Origin of the sequence: Sphingobium agri, from assembly GCF_023051225.1 — a bacterium.
Taxonomy (GTDB): domain Bacteria; phylum Pseudomonadota; class Alphaproteobacteria; order Sphingomonadales; family Sphingomonadaceae; genus Sphingobium; species Sphingobium agri.
Genome location: NZ_JALKHS010000004.1, coordinates 69,714 through 88,036 on the forward strand (window position 1 = coordinate 69,714; position 18,323 = coordinate 88,036).

Sequence of the window (18,323 nt, forward strand, 5' to 3'; positions counted from 1 at the left end):
TGACGGCTGACGCGCATGAGGAACAGAGAAAATGTCAGGATGCGCCCTTGCGCCGCAATCCGATCAGCCACGGCTTCACACCGCGCGTCGGCCGCGCCGTTCCATCCAACCGCTTGGCGCGAATGATCCTTACCGGCTTCACGATCATCTGCCCGCGCATTGGCCCGGACCCGCAGCAGGTCGGCATGGCAAGGATGCGGCGCACGACATCCATGCCCGCGACTACATGCCCGAACGCGGCATAGCCGATATACGTCCCGCGCGCGTCCATATTGGGGGTGGCTCCGGCCGTGATGAAGAAGTTGCCCATCGCCGAATCCGGCCGGTTCGGCCGCGCCATCGACAGGGTTGCGTCCAGATGGCGGATGCCGGTCTTGCTGGTGGGCTCGTGCGGGATGGGCGGCAGCGATCTGCGCGCATCCGTATCGATTCCGCCCTGGATCAATCCCAGCTTCGCATCACTCTTGCGCCGCGCCGCGCGATAGAAGGTGACGCCATCGAACCGCCCATCATCGACATAGGCCAGGAAATTGGCCGAAGTGCGCGGCGCGCGCTTGGTATCGACGGCGACCACGATCGTGCCCACCGATGTCTCGATCGCCACGCGCGTGTAGCCGGGCGTAGGACGATTGCCTGGCAGGCCCCATGCAGCCGCAGGGGCCAGCAAGAGCAGCAGGGCAAGCGCGCGCAGTAAGGCGGGACGGATCAACGGTTCAGCCACCGATTGGTGAGTTGGAGTGGCGGAGAGGGAGGGATTCGAACCCTCGGTACCGTTGCCGGCACGCCGCATTTCGAGTGCGGTGCATTCGACCACTCTGCCACCTCTCCGCAGAAGGTGCGGCCTGCGCCGACCCGGTCGAGCGGCGGCCATTAGCGAATGATGACCGGCTTGCCAAGCGGAGAGGTCCGTATTTTTCTTGTAAGACCGCACGGGCGTCCTAAATTGCTGTTCATGACCGACACCACTGCAATTTTCGGGGCTGATGTCAGCCCGCCCCCCGTTGTCCATGCGCATTTCAGCATTGGCGATGTCGTGAAGCATCGCCACTTCGGCTTCCGTGGCGTCGTGTTCGACATCGATCCCGTCTTCGCCAACAGCGAGGAATGGTATCAGGCGATCCCGGAACAGTCCCGGCCCGACAAGCACCAGCCCTTCTACCACCTGCTCGCTGAAAATGGCGAAACCAGCTATGTCGCCTATGTGAGCCAGCAGAACCTGCTCGCGGACGACAGCGGGGAACCGGTGGATCATCCGGCGATCGCGGGGATGTTCGGGACCTATGCCAACGGCAAATATCAACTGCGCCCGCTCCATCGCCATTAAGGCGCGGCCTCTTGCGGGAGCATGGTGGCGGATTGCCGCCGCCATTGCTCTGCTGCCCGGCCTGACCGGCATCGCGGCTGCGCAGGCACCCGCCGAACGTGCCGCCGACGAACCCCGGGTCAACGCCGATCCCACCTTCCCCTTCGCCAATGAAGTCGCCGCTTTCGCAAAGGCGAATGAGGCGAACAGCGGCGCGCCGGGCGCGGTCCTCTTCCTCGGCAGTTCCAGCATCAGGCTCTGGAATACGCAGGCAAGCTTTCCCGACAGAAGCACCGTCAATCGCGGCTTCGGCGGGGCGACGACGCCCGATGTGCTGCGCCACTATCCTCGGCTCTTCCCCAAGGCAGAACCCCGCTCCGTCCTCGTCTATATCGGCGAGAACGACCTTGCGGCCGGAGCCACGCCTGACACCGTCGCACGCAACATACTCACGCTGCTCAAGAAGTTGCGCGCTGATTACCCCAAGGCGCGCATCGCCTATCTGTCGCTCAAACCCTCGCCGATCCGGTGGACGCTCTGGCCGAAGATGGCCGCGGTCAACATGACCGTTGCGGCGCGCAGCCGGGTGGGCGGCTTCGACTATCTTGATGTCGGCAGCAGCCTGCTTGCCCATGACGGCCTGCCCGACGCATCGCTGTTCGGACCCGATGGCCTGCACATGAACGGGCGAGGCTACAGCCGGTGGAACAGGCTGGTCGATGGCTGGCTCGACCGGATGGAGATGGCGGCGGCACCCGCACCGCGCCCGCTGTCACTTTCCAATTGATCCACGGCCAAGCAACATTATTACCGTACACCTGTAAAAGACACCCAGAGGGGGACGATGCTGGTGACCACTGATTCGGCCAAGGCCACACCCACGCCTACTCCCATGGCGGAGCTCACCCTTCGCGGCGTCATTCTGGGCGCGCTCATCACGCTCCTTTTCACCGCGGCGAACGTCTATCTGGGGCTGAAGATTGGCCTCACCTTCGCGACCTCCATCCCCGCCGCCGTCATCTCCATGGCGGTGCTGCGCCTGTTCGCGACCGGCACGATCCTTGAAAACAACATCGTCCAGACGATCGCGTCGGCGGCGGGCACGCTGTCCGCGATCATCTTCGTGCTGCCGGGCCTCGTCATCATCGGCTGGTGGCAGGGCTTCCCCTATTGGCTGTCCGCCTTCACCATTGCCTTGGGCGGCATATTGGGCGTCATGTATTCCGTGCCGCTGCGCCGCGCCCTCGTCACCGGCTCCGACCTCCCCTATCCCGAAGGCGTCGCCGCCGCCGAAGTGCTTAAAGTGGGCGCGGGCTCGCGCGAGGGCCTTGAAGAAAATAAGCGCGGCCTTTCCGCCATCATCATGAGCGCCCTCGCCGCCGCCTCCTTCTCCATCATCGCCAAGACGAAGCTGATCGCTGAAGAGGCCGCCACCTTCTTCAAATTCGGCGCAGGCGCGACTTCACTCTCGACCAGCTTCTCCATGGCGCTGATCGGCGTCGGCCATCTGGTCGGCCTGTCGGTCGGCGTCGCGATGTTCGTCGGACTGCTGATCAGCTGGGTCGGCCTCGTCCCCTGGCTCACCGCGCCGCTGCCCGCCGGAGCCGACCTCGCCGAAGTCGTCGGCACCACCTTCCGCATGAAGGCGCGCTTCATCGGCGCCGGCACGATCGGCGTCGCCGCGATCTGGACCCTGCTCAAGATATTGGGTCCGATCATCAGCGGCATCCGATCCGCCATGGCGGCAGCCCGCAAGCGCAAAGCTGGCGACGGCAGCCTGCTTGAACTGACCGAGCGGGACCTGCCCATCGGCATTGTCGGCGGCACCATCCTCGCCTCGCTCGCACCCATAGCCGTTCTGCTCTGGTATTTCGCGCAGGGCGGGCCGATCGCGCTCAATCCCGCGCCGATCCTCATCCTGACCCTCGCCTATATCCTGGTCGCGGGCGTCGTCATCGCATCGGTCTGCGGCTATATGGCGGGCCTGATCGGCGCATCGAACAGCCCGATTTCGGGCGTCGGCATCCTCGCCGTCCTCGGCGCTTCACTGATCCTCGCCGCCATCTACGGCTCGGGCGGCGATCCGAAACAGAGCCAAGCCCTCATCGCCTACGCCCTGTTCGTCACCGCGATCGTCTTCGGCATCGCCACCATTTCGAACGACAACCTCCAGGATCTGAAGACCGGCCAGCTGGTTGGCGCGACCCCCTGGAAGCAGCAGGTGGCGCTGGTGCTGGGCGTCATCTTCGGCGCGCTCGTCATTCCCCCGGTGCTCGACCTCCTCAACAGCGCCTTCGGCTTTGCAGGCGCGCCGGGGGCGAAGGCGACCGCACTCCCCGCGCCTCAAGCCGCGCTGATCTCCGCACTGGCGAAGGGGGTGCTAGGGGGCGATCTGGACTGGGGCCTGATCGGCACCGGCGCGCTGATCGGCGCCGTGGTCGTCGGCATCGACGAAATGCTGGGCAAGGCTGGCAAGCTCCGCCTGCCGCCGCTCGCGGTCGGCATGGGCATCTACCTGCCGATGGCGCTCACCCTGCTCATTCCGGTCGGCGCGGTCATCGGCCACTTCTACAATCGCTGGGCGCGCCGCCAGCCGAGCCCGGATTTTGCCGAGCGCATGGGCGTTCTGATGGCGACGGGCTTCATCGTCGGCGAAAGCCTGTTCGGCGTCGCCTTCGCCGGGATCGTCGCGGCCACCAACAGCGACGCGCCGCTCGCGCTGGTGACGGAAAACCCGCTCGCCGTGCCGCTCGCGCTCATCCTCTTCGCGGCCGTCATCGGCGGCCTGTACGCCCGGCTGCGGCGGCAGGCATCGATGTAACATATTGCCACACTAACATCATCAAACTGTCACCGAACCGGCATGCCAGTGTAAGGAAAATATCTCACTGACCCCCTCGACCAGAAGGGGGACGGCGGGGGCCGATCTCCCTTGGCAACAGGGAGATTTCCACCATGAACCGCTTTTTCCGTGGCGCCAGCCGCGCAGCCATCGCTCTTGCCCTGACGGCGCCTGCCGCCGCTCTGGCAGGCACCATCAGCGGCACCGTACTCGACGGCACCGGCACCCGCGCCCTCCAATCGACGCAGTTGCGCATTGTCGAGCTGGGCCGCGTCGCCGAAGCCGGTCGCGACGGCAGCTACCGCTTCCCCGACGTCGCACCCGGCACCTACACGATCGAGGCACGCTATGTCGGCGCGGACCCAGTGCGCACCACCGTCACCGTGCCCTCGACCGGCGATGCCGATGCCGACATCCGCATCGGTTCGGACATCGACAGCTCGATCATCGTCGTCGGCCAGGTCGCCAACCAGGCGTCGGCCCTGTCCCGCCAGCGCGCCGCCGATGGCGTGGAAAGCGTCCTCACCCGCGATGCCATCGGCCAGTTCCCGGACCAGAATGTCGCCGAATCGATCCGCCGCCTTCCGGGCGTCAACATCCTGAACGATCAGGGCGAAGGCCGCTTCGTGTCGGTCCGTGGCCTTGACCCCGCGCTCAACGCCGCCTCGATCAACGGGACCCGCCTTCCCGCGCCGGAAAGCGACACGCGCCAGGTCGCGCTGGACGTCATCCCCTCCGAACTCATCGAATCCATTGAAATCAAGAAGTCGCTGACGCCGGACATGGATGCCGACACGATCGGCGCATCAATCGAGATCAACACCACCAGCGCCTTCGATCGCAAGAAGGACCTCTATTCGGTCAAGCTCGAAGGCAGCTACAACGACTTCGCCGACGCGCTGACGCCCAAGGGCAGCTTCGATTTTTCGACGCGCCTGTCCGATCGCTTCGGCATCGCGGGCGGCTTCAGCTACTACAAGCGCAAGTTCGAAAGCGACAATATCGAAGCCACTGATTGGGATGTGACGGACGAAGGCAATGCCTATGCCGCCGAAGTCCAGTACCGCGACTACGATGTGCAGCGGAAGCGGATCGGCGGATCGCTCAGCCTCGACTGGCTCGCGACCGACACGACGAAGCTCTATGCGCGCGGCCTCTACAGCCAGTTCGACGATCAGGAATATCGTGGCGACGTGATCCTGATCATGGACGAAGCACCCCGTTCCTCGACCGCGACCAGCGCCGAATTTTCGGACGAGGACGGCCGCATCGAAGTCCGCCGCCGCATGAAGGACCGGTTCGAGCGGCAAAAGATCAAGTCCCTCACCCTTGGCGGCGAAACCAACACTGGCCCCTGGAAGATCACCTATTCGGGCAGCTGGTCGGAAGCGAGCGAGCGGGAAAATGGTTCGATCGATCCCACCCGCTTCCGCGCCCGTTTCAATGATGACGGCGTCAATGTCGGCTTCGACTATTCGGACCCGCGAAAGCCGCGCTTTGCCGTCACGGGCAACAGCGATGCCTTCTTCGATCCGGAAAGCTACGGCTTCAACGAGCTGGAGCGCACGACCTTGTCCGACGCGCGCGACCGCGAATATGCGTTGCGTGGCGACATTTCTCGCGCCTTCGCCTTCGACAACGGCACCTTCACCGTCCAGACCGGCATGAAGGCGCGCTGGCGCAAGAAGAGCTACAATCTCCAGTCGGACGTCTATGACGACTATGATGGCGATTACACGCTGGCGGACGTGCTGGGCGGCCAGACCTACCGCATCCAGGACATCCTGCCGCTGCCGAGCCACACTGGCCCGTCCAACTTCTTCAATACCAATCGCGACAATTTCGTCCTCAACGAAGTCGATACGGCGCTGGCGTCTGCATCGTCCGACTATGGCGTGAAGGAAGATATCCTCGCGACCTACCTGCTCGGCCGCTGGGACAGCGACAAGCTGCGCGTCATTGGCGGCGTCCGCTTGGAGCAGACGCGCAACGACATCAACGCCTTCACCACCCAATCGGACGGCGATACCGTCACTGTTACGCCCAACCGTTTCGTTCGCAACTATACCGACTGGCTGCCCAGCCTGACGGTGCGGTACGAACCGATCCGCAACCTCGTCCTGCGCCTTGGCGGCTACAAGAGCCTGGTGCGGCCCAAGCTGTCCGACCTCGCGCCCCGCTTCGACATCAACGAAGATGACGAAGCGACCACCGGCAATCCGAACCTCAAACCCTACCGCGCCTGGAATATCGACGCGTCGGCGGAATGGTATTTCGGCACCAATGCCGCGCTGACGGGCGGCGTCTTCTGGAAGTCAGTGAAGAATTTCGTCGTGTCGCAACGGCTCACCACGCCTGGCACCTTCAACGGCATCGACTATGAAGAACTGACGATCCCGATCAACGGCGACAAGGGCAAAATCAAGGGGTTCGAACTGTCCTACGCCCAGGTCTTCAGCTTCCTGCCCGCCCCGCTCGACGGCCTGCTGCTGAACGTCAACTACACCTACACCGATGCCAAGGGCACCGTCCTCAACGATGGCGACATCAGCGATCCGCGATCGATCCCGTTGCTGAACTCGTCCAAGAACACGCTGAACGTCGTCATCGGCTATGAAAAGGGTCCGATCTCGCTACGCGCGGCGGGCACCTATCGTGACAAATATCTGGATGAAATCACCGACGCGGCGGAAACCGACCGCTATGTCGACGATCATTTCCAGATCGACCTCAGCGCCAAATATCGCATCGTTCCCGGCGTCCGCGTCTTTGCCGAGTGGATCAACGTCACCAACGAACCTTATTTCGCCTATCAGAATTTCGCAGGAGGCAAGCGCCTGCTCCAGTTCGAGGAATATAACTGGACAGCGAAATTCGGCATCTCGGCGAGCTTCTGATCCATGAAAAAGACCATCCTTTCCACCCTCCCCCTCCTCGCGCTCGCCGCCTGTGCGAGTGCGGAGACCGAAGCCCCCATCGCCGTGCGCATCGCCAATGCCTCCCCTGCCGTCTCCGTGACGGCGCGGGGGGAAACCACCCCCGTGGGCACAGCCAACGCGGACGCCGCCGACGATCCGGCAATCTGGCGCAATGCCGCGAACCCGGCGCAGAGCCTCATCGTCGGCACGGACAAGAAGGCGGGGCTCTATGTCTATGGCCTCGACGGCAAGACCCGCAGCTTCCTTGACGCGGGACGGGTCAACAATGTCGACCTGCGCGATGGCGTGACGATCGGGGGCAAACCCGGCATCCTCGTCGTCGCCAGTGACCGCAATGACGTGGCGAACGCCAAGCTCGCGCTCTTCAGCCTCGATCCCGCAACGGCAAAGCTGACCGCGCGGGGCAAGGTCGATGGCGGCAAGGGCGAGGCCTATGGCGTCTGTCTCTACCGCGCGTCAGACGCCGTCTACGCCTTCATCGTACTGAAGGACGGGACGATCCATCAGGTCGCCCTGGACGCCTCGGGCGCGACTGCGACGGGCCGGACCGTGCGGACGATGAAGCTTGGCACCCAGGCGGAAGGCTGCGCCGTCGACGACCGCACCGGCATCCTCTACGTGGCCGAAGAAGATGTCGGCCTCTGGCGCTTCGATGCCCGCGCGAACGGCTCCACTGCCCCCGTGAAGATCGCCGCCGCCGACGGCAAGAATATCGTCATGGATGCAGAAGGCGTCGCCATCGCTCCGGTCGGGGATCGGGACGGCTATGTCATCGTGTCCAGCCAGGGCGACAATGCCTATGCGGTCTACCGTCTGACCGACGACAGCTATGTCGGCCGCTTCCGCATCATCGACGGCGCCATTGGCGGGGCCGAGGAAACCGACGGCATCGACCTGATGCTCGGCGATTTCGGCCCGGCCTATCCCGGCGGCATCTTCGTCGCGCAGGACGGCCACAACGCCGCCGCCGCGCAGAATTTCAAGCTCGTCGCCTGGGACGACATCGCCAAGGCGCTAAACCTCACCCGATAGAGCCACGAAGTCCCCCTCCCGCAAGCGGGAGGGGTCAGGGGTGGGGCGAGCGCAGCGAGCAGCTAAGCTCTCCCCCCTCACCTCCTCACAAACCAGGCAAGCAAGGCAGGCTTCAACCGCGCCCGCGTCTCGATCCGCGTCCTGATGGCGGAGATAGACCGATCCACTACCTTGCGCGATTCCGGCGTCAGATATTGGGTCGCATAGGCGTCCAGCTTCGCCGCCATTGCCGGGTCAGCCGACCCGCCGCCCAGCCGTGCAATCGCCTGGCTGCGCGCCGACACATCGATCATCGCCTCATATTGCTGGCGGTGCGCCAGCACATAATCGACCGCCAGCATCGGGTGCTCAGCGCCCACTGCCGAAATGATCGCCGCGCTCGTCGTCTTCCCCGGCTCATCGGTCATGGCGAGGTCGAGCGCCTTGCGCGCCAGCCCCTCATCCTTCGCCGCGCCCAGCAAGGCAAACAGCGTGCTCCGATCGAGCGCGCTCGTCGCGCCATTGGCCATCGCCCGCAGCTTGTCCCAGGTCGCAGCATCAGCATTTTGCGCGATGATGCGCAGCCACACATTGCGCAGCGGCCCTTCCATCAGCGCTGGCTCGGCAAAGCGCCGCCGCGCTTCGGCCAGCACCGCCCTGTCACCCATGCTACCCAAAGTCGAAACAAGCGCCGACCGCAGCACCGGCACCTGCGCCCCTTCGCCGGGCGTTGCATCAAAGCCGACGCTCTTCAGCACCGGCCCCAGCTTGCGCGAGGCGTAGGCGGCGACCCGCGCCTGGCCCACCCGATCGCCATCCAGCATTGTGTAGGCGCTGCTCAGATAATCCGGCACCTCGGCCAGCACCGCCGGGCTCGCATTGGCGGGCACCGCGTCCACCATGTCCAGCGCCAGCCCGATCGGCTGATAACCGCCCAGCCCCAGCTGGAAATTGTCGGCCAACAGCCCGATCTGGTCCATCGACGACAGCCGGGTAAAGCCCGCCGCCAGCGCCTTCACATTGGCCTCCGGATAGAGCGAGCGATAATAGCCCGTCTGCCCGGCATTGATCACATATGCCCCGCACCCCGGCAGCGTCACCGAAGCCGTGCCGTTCAGGATCAGCCGCTGCGCCGCGCCGCCAATCGTCTGCGCCATCACCGGCACGTTCCAGCGGAGAGGCGCCTTGTCCTTCCGGTCGCGGCTGAACTCGCCCTGGCTGAGCGCCAACACGGTAGATCCGCCCCGGCACTGCGCGCTCTCCACCTTCACCAGCGGAATGCCCGGCTGGCTGGTAAAGTCATGCGCGATGCCGACCAGCCCCTTGGCCCCCGCGCCCTCGACCGCCTTCCACAGGTCGTCCGTCACCGTATTCCCATAGGCGTGCGCCTTCATGTAGCCCCGGATGCCCGCGCGCCACACATCCTCACCGGCAAAGCCTTCCAGCATGGTGATGACGGCCTCACCCTTTTCATAGGTGATGTCGTCGAACGCCTGGTTGACCTCTTCTACGGTATGGATCTTCTGCACCACCGGATGGGTCGTCGCCAGCGCATCCAACGCCATCGCCCGCTCGCGCCCGCCGACGCGGGTCAGCAGCATTTCCCATTCCGGTTGCAGCTTGTCGGTGACCTTGGTCGCCATCCAGCTCGCAAAACCCTCGTTCAGCCATAGATCGTCCCACCAAGCCATGGTGACGAGATCGCCGAACCATTGATGCGCCATCTCATGCGCGACGATCGAATAGATGGTCCGCCGCGTGCCCTCTGACGTGAATTTGGGATCGACCAGCAGCGCGCGCTCGAACGTGAAGATCGCGCCCCAATTCTCCATGGCGGAAAAGAACTGGCTCTGTCCCGGCCCGGCAACATTGTCGAGCTTGGGCAGCGGGAATGGCACGCCGAAATAGTCGTTATACCAGGGCAGGATCGCCGCCGACGCATCCAGCGCCAGCTGCGCCTTGCCGGTATTCCCCTTGCCGGTGATGACGCCCACTTCCGTCGCGCCCGCCATCTTCGTGGCGCGTTCCAGTTCGCCCAAGCCGAAAAACAGCAGATAGGACGACATTTTCGGCGAAGTGCCGAACGTCACCCGCGTCCTGCCCCCGCCCAGATCCTGCGACGCCTTGACTGGCATGTTGCTGACCGCCAGCTGCCCCGTCGGCACGATCGCGGACAGATCGAACGTCGCCTTGTAGCTCGGCTCGTCAAAGCTCGGCACGAACCGCCGCGCATCGGGCGCCTCGAACTGGGTGAACAGCGCCCGCTTCTGCGCCCCGGCATTATCCTTGTAGTCCAGCGCGAACATCCCGTTCGCCTGCGTGTTGATGACGCCGCCATAGGCGATGTCGAGCTTGTACGCGCCCGGCTGCACCGGCTTGCCGAAATCCAGCGTCACCGTCTGCGCATTGGCATCGACCTTGGCCGATCCGGTCATCGCCTTGCCCTTCGCCGGGGTCAGCGTGACGCGGCCGATGGAAAGGTCAGCGGCATTCAGCACCAGCACCGGCATCGCCTGCGCGACATTGAGGTCGATCGTCACCTTGCCCGTGAACTTCAGGTTCGCCGCATCGGGCACCACCTCGATCGCATAATGGCTGGGCGCAGCGCCAGGCGGCAACTGCGTCGTGATACCCGGCGCCGGTCCCGCAGGCATCTGCGCCAAAGCGGGCTGAACAAGGGCGAGCGGCGCAGCCGCCAGCAACAGGGAAGATAGCTTCGAAAAGGACATCAGGTTCGCAACTCCGACACGTTGAGAACGGCACGGCCCGGGCGGCCATTGCCATGATAGTTGCGGGATCGAACCTTTCCGCGCGCGGGTCAAGCGGTTGATCGAACTTTGTTGTGCGGTTGTTTAATAGGGGAGCGCTTGCCGGATGCTGGCAAGCACGCCATCCAGATTTTCGAAGACCTCATGGTTCCAGAAGCGGATCATTGAATAACCCTGCCCCTCCAGAAAGCGCGTACGCGGCAAGTCAGCCTCTTCACTATGCTCGCCACCATCGACTTCGACGATCAGGCGATGTTCGGCACAAAGTAGGTCAACGACGTAGGGGCCTACCGTTGCTTGCCGCCGAAACTTGAAACCATCCAGTTGCCGATTGCGCAACGCAGCCCAGAGTCGCTTCTCACACTCCGTTGCATTCCGCCGCAATGCTGCCGCGTGAGGATTGGTACGCCCTATCGCCATAGCTCACCCCACCCTCACCCAACCCTCTCCCGCCAGCGGGAGAGGGCTTGCACCTGACTTCCTTCTCCCGCTGGCGGGAGAAGGATACGCAGCCTTGCCCGCAAGGCGGGCTAGGCGAAGTTGGATGAGGGTGCCTACCCCCGCCCCCGATACCCCGGCACATCCTGCGCAGGCAGCCACAGCCCGACCGGCGGCTCGCCCGACTGCCAGAACACATCGATCGGAATCCCCCCGCGCGGATACCAATATCCGCCGATCCGCAACCACAAAGGCTGCATCTCGGCAAACAGCCGCTCGCCAATCCCGACAGTGCAATCCTCATGGAAAGCGGCGTGGTTGCGGAACGCCCCCAGGAACAGTTTCAGCGACTTCGATTCGACGATCGTCGCGCCGGGCGCATAGTCGATCACCAGATGAGCGAAGTCCGGCTGTCCCGTCACCGGGCAAAGCGATGTGAATTCCGGCGCGGTGAACCGCACCAGATAGGGCTTGCCGGGCCGAGGATTGGCCACATAATCGAGGACCGCTTCCTCTGGGCTCGCAGGCAGTGCGCTGCTCTGCCCCAGATGGATCGGTGTCATGCTTTGGGGTATGTCGGTCATGACCGGCCATCTACGCCATTGCACGCCTAATGTCACCGCAACCTGATACCGCCATGCCATTCACCTCCCGTTCAGCGTCATCATTGCCTTGGCTGCTTGCCATGGGGATGCGTCCTGCCATTTTGACTGCCTTGCCGCTGCTGCTGGCCACGCCTTCGTTCGCGCAGGAGCAGGGGGGCAGCGATCCTGTCTTCAACCTGCCGCGAACCTCCCCGCCGCCTGCTGATCCTAGTCGCCAAGGTCCGGAACTCGACGTGTTCCGTGGCGCGCCTGTGACGCCACCAGCCAGCACGCCTGTCATCACGCCACCTCCGCCGGTCGTCGCACAGCCCCAGCCGCAACAGGCGCCCCCGGCCCAACCGCAGCGCCCCGCCACCACAGCGCCGCGCCCAACGCCTGCGGAACCCGCCGCCCCGGCGCGCGAGCCCGAAAGCAGCAGCGCCGCGCCCCAAGCATCGACGCCGCAAGCCCCAGCGCCGCGGCCCGCTCCGGCAGAACCCGCCGAGCCGCAAGCCACGCCCTCCCCGATTCCCGCCGCTCCCGCCAGCGAGCCGCCGCTGGGCGCGCCCGCCGAGTCTGCCTCCTGGGGTTGGATCGCTGGCGCCATCGCGCTCCTCGCCGCAGCGCTCGCGGCCGCCTGGCTGTTCCTGCGCCGTCGTTCCGAAGAAGAGCAGCAAACCTATGAAGAGCCGGAGGCCGCACCAGCTCCTCCCGCGCCCACGCCCGCAGCCGCAAAGCCCGTCCCGGCCCCTCCTGCGCCCCGTCCGGCAGCGGCAAAGCCGGTTGCGCCGCCCGCCGCGCCCCGGCCTGACGCCCCCTCCCCAACGCCCGCCGCTGCGGCAGCCGATCGGCCGTGGATAGACCTTAGCCTTGAGGTGCGCAGCGCCCGCCTGTCCCTGATGGGCGCCACCATCAGCTACCATCTGACGCTCCACAATCGGGGCGAGCGCGTCGCGGACGACATTCTCATCCGCACCTTCATCGCCAATGCCGATGCCCATCAGCAGGCGCAGCTACAGCAGTTCTTCGCCGGAGCTCTTGGCCTGCCCGCTCACTCGGCTGTCTCGCTTGCGCCAGGGCACAGCCACAGCCTGACCGGCGAGTTGCGCCTCCTGCCGGACCAGATCGCGCCCGTGCAGATGGGAGACCGCGCGCTGCTCATCCCCCTCGTCGCGTTCGACGCGCAATATCGCTGGTCGGACGAGCCGGGCGCCAGCCCCACGGGCGCGGGCCGCACCGGCCGCGCCTTCATCGTCGGCCAGGAAAAAACCCCGCCCGCCGACCGCCTCACGCCCTTCCGCGTCGATCAAGGCCCCCGCCAGTTCCGCACCCCCGGCAGCCGCGCCACCGCGCTCGAGCTGGCAAGCTGAGCCTGCCTTGAAGCGTCATCCCAGCCCATGCTGGGATTTCCGGCCCACGCCGCGCGCCCCCTCCAAGATTCCAGCGTCCGCTGGAATGACGACGAGCGGCTCTAAAAGCCCCAACACCCTTCCCACACCCCTCTCCCCCTCCTAAAAAGGCAGTCACGCACCACTGAAAGAGGCCGCATTGGACATTCTCATCTCCACCGATTGGCTCGCGGAAGAATTGGGCAAGGACGACCTCAAGATACTCGACGCCAGCCTGTTCCTGCCCGGCACGCCGCGCGACCCGCGCGCCGAATTCGAGGCCGCCCACATCCCCGGCGCGGCCTATCTCGATCTACCGAGCCTCGCCGATGCCGATGATCCGCGCCCCGGCATGCTCCCGAGCGACGCCTTCATGACCGAGCGCTGCCGCGCGCTCGGCATCGATGCGGACAGCCGTGTCATCCTCTACGACAACAGCCCGACGCACAGCGCCGCCCGCGCCTGGTGGATGATGCGCCTCTATGGCGTCGGGCGCGCGGCCGCGATCCTGGACGGCGGCCTACCCAAGTGGGTCGCCGAAGGCCGCCCTACCCAAAGCGGCTGGCCGGTCATCCCGCGCGGCGACGCCACCGCCCGCCGCGCGGAAAGGCAGGTCCGCACCAAGGAGGATCTGCTGGCCAATCTCGACAGTCATGCCGCGCAGGTCATCGATGCGCGCGGCGCGGCCCGCTTCACCGGCGAGGAAATGGAGCCCCGCCCCGGCATGGCCTCGGGCCATATTCCGGGCTCACGCAACATCCCTTCCGCTTCGCTATTCAACGCCGACAACAGCATGAAGACGGGGGCGCAACTGCGGCAATTGTTTCTCGACGCGGGCACCGACTTTTCGCGCCCGATCATCACGACCTGCGGCAGTGGCGTGACGGCGGCCATCCTGCTCGCAGGGCTGGAGCTGCTCGGCAAGACGGACGTCACCCTTTATGACGGCAGCTGGTCGGAATGGGGGCTTGACCCTTCCACGCCCAAGGCGACGGGTCCAGCCGCATGAGCAAGGACCGCAAGCCGCTCACCCAGTTGGCGCAGGCCGGGCGCAAGCCCGAATGGACCGGCATGCCCGGTCAGCCCGGCGCGATTGTCAATCCGCCGGTCTGGCGCGCCTCGACCATCCTTTATGACGATGTCGCCCATCTGCGCAGCGCCGCGCGCAGCAGCACGCATGAACGGCTCTTCTACGGCCGCAAGGGGACGCCCACCGCCTGGAGCCTCGCCGATGCGCTGACGGAAATGGAGCCCGGCGCGGAAGGAACGATGCTCTTCCCCTCCGGCGTCGCCGCCATCGCCTGCGCTCTGCTTTCGGTCCTGAAACCGGGCGACCAGCTGCTGATGGTCGATAGCGCCTATGATCCCACCCGCAACTTCTGCGAACAGATGCTGAAAAGTTACGGTATCGAAACGATCTACTATGACCCCCTCGCCGATTCCGTTTCAATTGACCATTTCATTAACGAAAACACCCGCGCCATTTTCCTGGAAAGCCCCGGCAGCCTGACTTTCGAGGTTCAGGACATCCCCGCCATCACCGCCCTCGCGAAGGCAAAAGGCATCGTCACCCTCCTCGACAACACCTGGGCGACGCCCTTCTTCTTCCCCGCCCTTTCCCACGGCGTCGACATCACCATCCTCGCCTGCACCAAATATATCGTCGGCCACAGCGACGTCATGCTCGGCTCCGTCATTGCCACGCCCGATCATTTCCCGAGGCTCCGCCAGACCGCCTATCTGCTCGGCCAGATGGTCAGCCCCGACGACGCCTGGCTCGCCAGCCGCGGCCTCCGCACCTTGGGCGTCCGGCTGAACCAGCACCAGGAAAGCGCGCTCCAGATCGCCCGCTGGCTCTCTGACCAACCCGAAGTCGCCCGCGTCCTCCACCCTGCGCTGCCGAGCTGCCCCGGTCATGAGAAGTGGGCCCGCGACTTTAGCGGTTCCAGTGGCCTGTTCAGCTTCGTCCTCAACGGCGGGGACGAAGCCGCTCGCGCAGCCCTGATCGACGGCCTCGCGCATTTCGGCATCGGCTACAGCTGGGGCGGTTTCGAAAGCCTTGCCCTGCCGGTCGATCCAGCACGCTATCGCACCGCCACCACATGGCAGGCCGAAGGCCCGCTCGTCCGGCTCCAGATCGGCCTTGAAGACCCCGCCGACCTCATCGCCGATCTCGATGCCGGTCTCGCCCGCTTCCGCAAGGCAAGGGGATGACCCAAGGCTTTCCCGGCCTGCTTGCCTTGCTGCCGGGCAATCCGGCGATCGTCCATCCTGTGGTCGCGCTGACGCTCACCGCCATCCTGTTCCTGATCGCGGACGGCATTGCGCACATAGCGGCCCCACGTCTGCGCCGCCGCGTCCGGCCATTGGGCGATGCGCTCGCAGGCCATCTGCGTCCCATCCTCCGCCATGCGCTGTCGAGCAGTTTGTTCGCCCTTGCCGCCGCGCTCTGGCCAATCAGTGCTCTTGCCCATCTTATACTGGGGACCGCGCTCGCCCTTTCCGTCGCCCTGCTAGCCACGCATATTCTGCGCAGCCTTGCTATTCCCCGCTGGGCGGTCGTCCCGCTTGCCCTGCTGTTGTTCGTCACGGTTCTTTCGGGCAGCAGCGGCGGCTTTGCTCCGGTGGCGGACATGCTTGACGGCATCGGCATCGACCTCGGCAAGCGGCGTGTAACGCTGCTCGGCCTGTTCAGCACCGCAGCGATCTGTGTCCTCCTCTTTGCACTGGTACGGCTCGCCAACAGGCTGTTCGCGCAGAGCATCGGGCGCGCAAAGGGGCTGGACGCCACGCAAAAGCTTCTCGCGCAAAAGCTCGCCGCCATCGGCGCCGTAGTCGCCGCCTTCTTCATCGGCATCGACCTGCTCGGCATCGACCTTACCGCCTTTGCGGTATTTTCCGGCGCGCTCGGCCTCGCCGTGGGCTTCGGCTTGCAGAAGACCTTCGGCAATCTCTTTGCGGGAATCATCCTGCTCATGGACCGCTCGATCAAGCCGGGCGACGTCATCGTGGTTGGCGACAGTTTCGGCTGGGTCAACAAGATCGGCGTCCGCGCCGTCTCCGTCCTCACCCGCGACGGCAAGGAGCATCTGATCCCGAACGAAAATCTGATGACGCAGGAGGTGGAGAACTGGTCCTATTCCGACCGCAACGTCCGTGTGCGCATTCCGGTGGGCGTGGGCTATGACAGCGACCTTAAGCTCGCCCAGGACCTCATGCTCCGCGCCGCGCAGGAAAGCCCCCGCGTCCTGCGCAATCCGAAGCCTAATGTATGGCTGACCAACTTTGGCGAGAACCGTGTCGAACATGACATTCTCGTCTGGATCAGCGACCCGGAAAGCGGCGTTGGAAATGTGAAATCAGACGTGTTGAACCGCGTGTGGCAGCTGTTCCGCGAGTACGGCATCACCATCCCCTACCCCCAGCGCGTCCTGCATGACCCGCACCGATCTTTGTTGCAGAGTGGCAACATTTCAGAATTAAAAGATAAGAAACAGCAATAATCCCTTGTGCAGCGCGGTATGCGGCGGCATGCCCTCACCTGTTCAGGTCATCCGATCCGGCCCATCGCGGGAATAGAGACTCCGGAATCCTGACGCAGGCGGGACCATCGCAGAACACCATCAAGGGGAATCTCATGCGTAAGTCCATTCTCGGCCTCTCGGCCGTCGCTCTCGCTGCTCTGTCCGTTCCGGCGCTTGCCCAGGACGAGCCCACGCCCGAACTCACCGTCACCGGCAATGCCGCCGTGGTCAGCGACTATCGCTTCCGTGGCATTTCGCAGACGGACAAGCGCTTTGCCCTGCAAGGCGGCATCACCGTTACCCATGAATCGGGCTTTTATGTCTCGACCTGGGGCTCTTCGATCGATGACTATGTTGCCGCTGGCAGCGACCAGGAACTCGACCTGATCGCAGGCTATTCCAGGACCTTCGGGGCCGCGACGGTCGATGTCGGCGTACTCTATTACTACTATCCCGGCTCGGGCGGCGCCAACACCGACTTCGTTGAGCCCTATGCCTCGATCAAGGGCACTTTCGGCCCGGCGACGGCGAAACTCAGCGCCGCCTACGCTCCCAAATCCCGCGCATTGTCCGTCGATGGCGGCCTGACTCGCGAAGACAATCTTTATGTCGCGGGCGATCTGGCAGCGAGCGTTCCCAATACGCCGCTGGGCGTTTCGGCGCACCTCGGCCACAGCTTTGGCCCAAGTTACCTGACCATCGGCGACGAATATACCGACTGGAGCATCGGCGCGACCTACACCTGGAGCCACCTGACCTTCGGCGTCAGCTATGTGGACACCGACAAGTCGCTCTACAGCCCCAGCGGCCGCAACGTCAGCAAGGCTGGCGTGGTGGGTTCGATCACCGCCTCGTTCTGATTTCCGATCATCAATGGGAAGGCCACGGTCCCGGCGGCCGTGGCCTTTTCCATCTTTGCAGTTTTACAGGCTCGCGCCGCTTTATCCGCGCGCTTATATAGGGCGCCATGTCCGCGCTCCTGCTGTTCCTGATCTTCTTCGCCACTGTCGCTGCGATGGAAGGCTTTGCCTATGTCATGCATCGCTGGGTGATGCACGGTCCGGGCTGGTTCCTCCATGCCAGCCATCATCGTCCTCGCACCGGGATGTGGGAGGCGAACGATCTTTATTTCGTAATCTTTGCGCTGCCTTCGATTCTGCTGCTGCTGGGCGGCGTGCAATGGGGCTGGGGCGATTGGGCCACCGCATGCGGCGCGGGGATCGCCGCCTATGGTCTTATCTACCTCGGCTTTCACGATATCCTCGTCCATCAGCGGATCGCCCATCGCCATGTCTCCCGCTCTCCCTATATGAAGCGGATCGTTCAGGCGCACCGGCTGCACCATGCGGTCGAAACCCGCGAGGGCTGCGTCAGCTTCGGTTTCCTGATTGCCCCCCGCCCGGAAGAGCTGAAACGGCAGTTGGCGCAAGAGGGCCGAAAGGGCGTTCGGAAAGCGCGGGCGCTAGTGGAAGCAGAGTGAGTAGCCTGCGCTTTTCCGCCTTGCCGATAATCCACGTGGCCAACTG

The 18,323-nt window shown here is 64.7% G+C and carries 15 protein-coding genes and 1 tRNA gene; 11 read left to right on the plus strand and 5 right to left on the minus strand.

All coding sequences use genetic code 11. From position 1 onward, the window contains the following. Positions 1 to 34 precede the first annotated feature (34 nt). Together MU848_RS01550 and MU848_RS01555 are read right to left on the minus strand one after the other, a co-directional pair. Positions 35 to 706 carry a peptidylprolyl isomerase gene (locus MU848_RS01550; RefSeq protein WP_380800084.1) on the minus strand — a complete coding sequence of 224 codons (672 nt, stop codon included), beginning with the start codon at positions 704 to 706 and terminating at the stop codon, positions 35 to 37. Positions 707 to 738: 32 nt separating this feature from the next. Continuing rightward, positions 739 to 828 (minus strand) — tRNA-Ser (locus tag MU848_RS01555). Between the two features lie 124 nt (positions 829 to 952). On the opposite strand from MU848_RS01555, the gene hspQ reads away from it, so the two are divergent. The 5 genes from hspQ to MU848_RS01580 all read left to right on the plus strand — a co-directional run bounded on the left by hspQ (position 953) and on the right by MU848_RS01580 (position 8,116). Next, the gene (gene hspQ / locus MU848_RS01560; RefSeq protein ID WP_247229776.1) at positions 953 to 1,324 is read left to right on the plus strand and encodes a heat shock protein HspQ; all 372 of its coding nucleotides are present in this window, start codon (positions 953 to 955) and stop codon (positions 1,322 to 1,324) included. Continuing rightward, positions 1,281 to 2,090: a GDSL-type esterase/lipase family protein gene (locus MU848_RS01565; RefSeq protein ID WP_247229778.1), complete on the plus strand. Its 810-nt coding sequence runs from the start codon at positions 1,281 to 1,283 to the stop codon at positions 2,088 to 2,090. Before hspQ ends, MU848_RS01565 begins: the two co-directional genes overlap by 44 nt. A 105-nt stretch (positions 2,091 to 2,195) precedes the next feature. Next, positions 2,196 to 4,124 carry an OPT family oligopeptide transporter gene (locus MU848_RS01570; RefSeq protein ID WP_247230086.1) on the plus strand — a complete coding sequence of 643 codons (1,929 nt, stop codon included), beginning with the start codon at positions 2,196 to 2,198 and terminating at the stop codon, positions 4,122 to 4,124. Positions 4,125 to 4,258: 134 nt separating this feature from the next. Further along, complete coding sequence (locus tag MU848_RS01575; protein ID WP_247229780.1) at positions 4,259 to 7,042, plus strand: TonB-dependent receptor; 2,784 nt, start codon at positions 4,259 to 4,261, stop codon at positions 7,040 to 7,042. Positions 7,043 to 7,045: 3 nt separating this feature from the next. Continuing rightward, positions 7,046 to 8,116 (plus strand): phytase, encoded by a 1,071-nt coding sequence (locus MU848_RS01580; protein ID WP_247229782.1) that lies wholly within the window; start codon positions 7,046 to 7,048, stop codon positions 8,114 to 8,116. 77 nt (positions 8,117 to 8,193) lie between these two features. Here the strand turns inward: MU848_RS01580 and MU848_RS01585 are convergent, their stop codons facing one another. The 3 genes from MU848_RS01585 to queF all read right to left on the minus strand — a co-directional run bounded on the left by MU848_RS01585 (position 8,194) and on the right by queF (position 11,885). After that, positions 8,194 to 10,824 carry a M1 family metallopeptidase gene (locus MU848_RS01585; RefSeq protein WP_247229784.1) on the minus strand — a complete coding sequence of 877 codons (2,631 nt, stop codon included), beginning with the start codon at positions 10,822 to 10,824 and terminating at the stop codon, positions 8,194 to 8,196. A 123-nt stretch (positions 10,825 to 10,947) separates the two neighbouring features. Beyond that, positions 10,948 to 11,283 carry an endonuclease domain-containing protein gene (locus MU848_RS01590; protein ID WP_281494264.1) on the minus strand — a complete coding sequence of 112 codons (336 nt, stop codon included), beginning with the start codon at positions 11,281 to 11,283 and terminating at the stop codon, positions 10,948 to 10,950. A 134-nt stretch (positions 11,284 to 11,417) separates the two neighbouring features. After that, complete coding sequence (queF, locus tag MU848_RS01595; RefSeq protein ID WP_247229788.1) at positions 11,418 to 11,885, minus strand: preQ(1) synthase; 468 nt, start codon at positions 11,883 to 11,885, stop codon at positions 11,418 to 11,420. A 101-nt stretch (positions 11,886 to 11,986) separates the two neighbouring features. Between queF and MU848_RS01600 the strand changes: the two genes are divergently transcribed. The 6 genes from MU848_RS01600 (at position 11,987) to MU848_RS01625 (ending at position 18,277) form a co-directional block, all read left to right on the plus strand. Next, the gene (locus MU848_RS01600; protein ID WP_247229790.1) at positions 11,987 to 13,255 is read left to right on the plus strand and encodes a hypothetical protein; all 1,269 of its coding nucleotides are present in this window, start codon (positions 11,987 to 11,989) and stop codon (positions 13,253 to 13,255) included. A 178-nt stretch (positions 13,256 to 13,433) separates the two neighbouring features. Next, positions 13,434 to 14,282 carry a 3-mercaptopyruvate sulfurtransferase gene (gene sseA, locus MU848_RS01605; RefSeq protein ID WP_247229792.1) on the plus strand — a complete coding sequence of 283 codons (849 nt, stop codon included), beginning with the start codon at positions 13,434 to 13,436 and terminating at the stop codon, positions 14,280 to 14,282. After that, entirely contained in the window at positions 14,279 to 15,487 is a 1,209-nt protein-coding gene (gene metC, locus MU848_RS01610) for a cystathionine beta-lyase (protein WP_247229794.1), read from the plus strand. The genes sseA and metC overlap by 4 nt, the downstream gene beginning before the upstream one ends. Beyond that, complete coding sequence (locus MU848_RS01615; protein WP_247229796.1) at positions 15,484 to 16,776, plus strand: mechanosensitive ion channel family protein; 1,293 nt, start codon at positions 15,484 to 15,486, stop codon at positions 16,774 to 16,776. Before metC ends, MU848_RS01615 begins: the two co-directional genes overlap by 4 nt. 134 nt (positions 16,777 to 16,910) lie before the next feature. Beyond that, complete coding sequence (locus tag MU848_RS01620; RefSeq protein WP_201515767.1) at positions 16,911 to 17,657, plus strand: TorF family putative porin; 747 nt, start codon at positions 16,911 to 16,913, stop codon at positions 17,655 to 17,657. A gap of 107 nt (positions 17,658 to 17,764) precedes the next feature. Next, positions 17,765 to 18,277, plus strand: coding sequence for a sterol desaturase family protein (locus tag MU848_RS01625; protein WP_201515768.1), 513 nt, complete (start codon positions 17,765 to 17,767; stop codon positions 18,275 to 18,277). Positions 18,278 to 18,323: the final 46 nt, after the last annotated feature.

Bases quoted from the DNA above. Each gene is read 5' to 3' on its own strand.
- hspQ (WP_247229776.1), top strand. From the start codon at position 953: ATGACCGACACCACTGCAATTTTCGGGGCTGATGTCAGCCCGCCCCCC.
- MU848_RS01565 (WP_247229778.1), top strand. From the start codon at position 1,281: ATGCCAACGGCAAATATCAACTGCGCCCGCTCCATCGCCATTAAGGCG.
- MU848_RS01570 (WP_247230086.1), top strand. From the start codon at position 2,196: ATGGCGGAGCTCACCCTTCGCGGCGTCATTCTGGGCGCGCTCATCACG.
- MU848_RS01575 (WP_247229780.1), top strand. From the start codon at position 4,259: ATGAACCGCTTTTTCCGTGGCGCCAGCCGCGCAGCCATCGCTCTTGCC.
- MU848_RS01580 (WP_247229782.1), top strand. From the start codon at position 7,046: ATGAAAAAGACCATCCTTTCCACCCTCCCCCTCCTCGCGCTCGCCGCC.
- MU848_RS01585 (WP_247229784.1), bottom strand. From the start codon at position 10,824: ATGTCCTTTTCGAAGCTATCTTCCCTGTTGCTGGCGGCTGCGCCGCTC.
- MU848_RS01590 (WP_281494264.1), bottom strand. From the start codon at position 11,283: ATGGCGATAGGGCGTACCAATCCTCACGCGGCAGCATTGCGGCGGAAT.
- queF (WP_247229788.1), bottom strand. From the start codon at position 11,885: ATGACCGACATACCCCAAAGCATGACACCGATCCATCTGGGGCAGAGC.
- MU848_RS01600 (WP_247229790.1), top strand. From the start codon at position 11,987: ATGGGGATGCGTCCTGCCATTTTGACTGCCTTGCCGCTGCTGCTGGCC.
- metC (WP_247229794.1), top strand. From the start codon at position 14,279: ATGAGCAAGGACCGCAAGCCGCTCACCCAGTTGGCGCAGGCCGGGCGC.
- MU848_RS01615 (WP_247229796.1), top strand. From the start codon at position 15,484: ATGACCCAAGGCTTTCCCGGCCTGCTTGCCTTGCTGCCGGGCAATCCG.
- MU848_RS01620 (WP_201515767.1), top strand. From the start codon at position 16,911: ATGCGTAAGTCCATTCTCGGCCTCTCGGCCGTCGCTCTCGCTGCTCTG.
- MU848_RS01625 (WP_201515768.1), top strand. From the start codon at position 17,765: ATGTCCGCGCTCCTGCTGTTCCTGATCTTCTTCGCCACTGTCGCTGCG.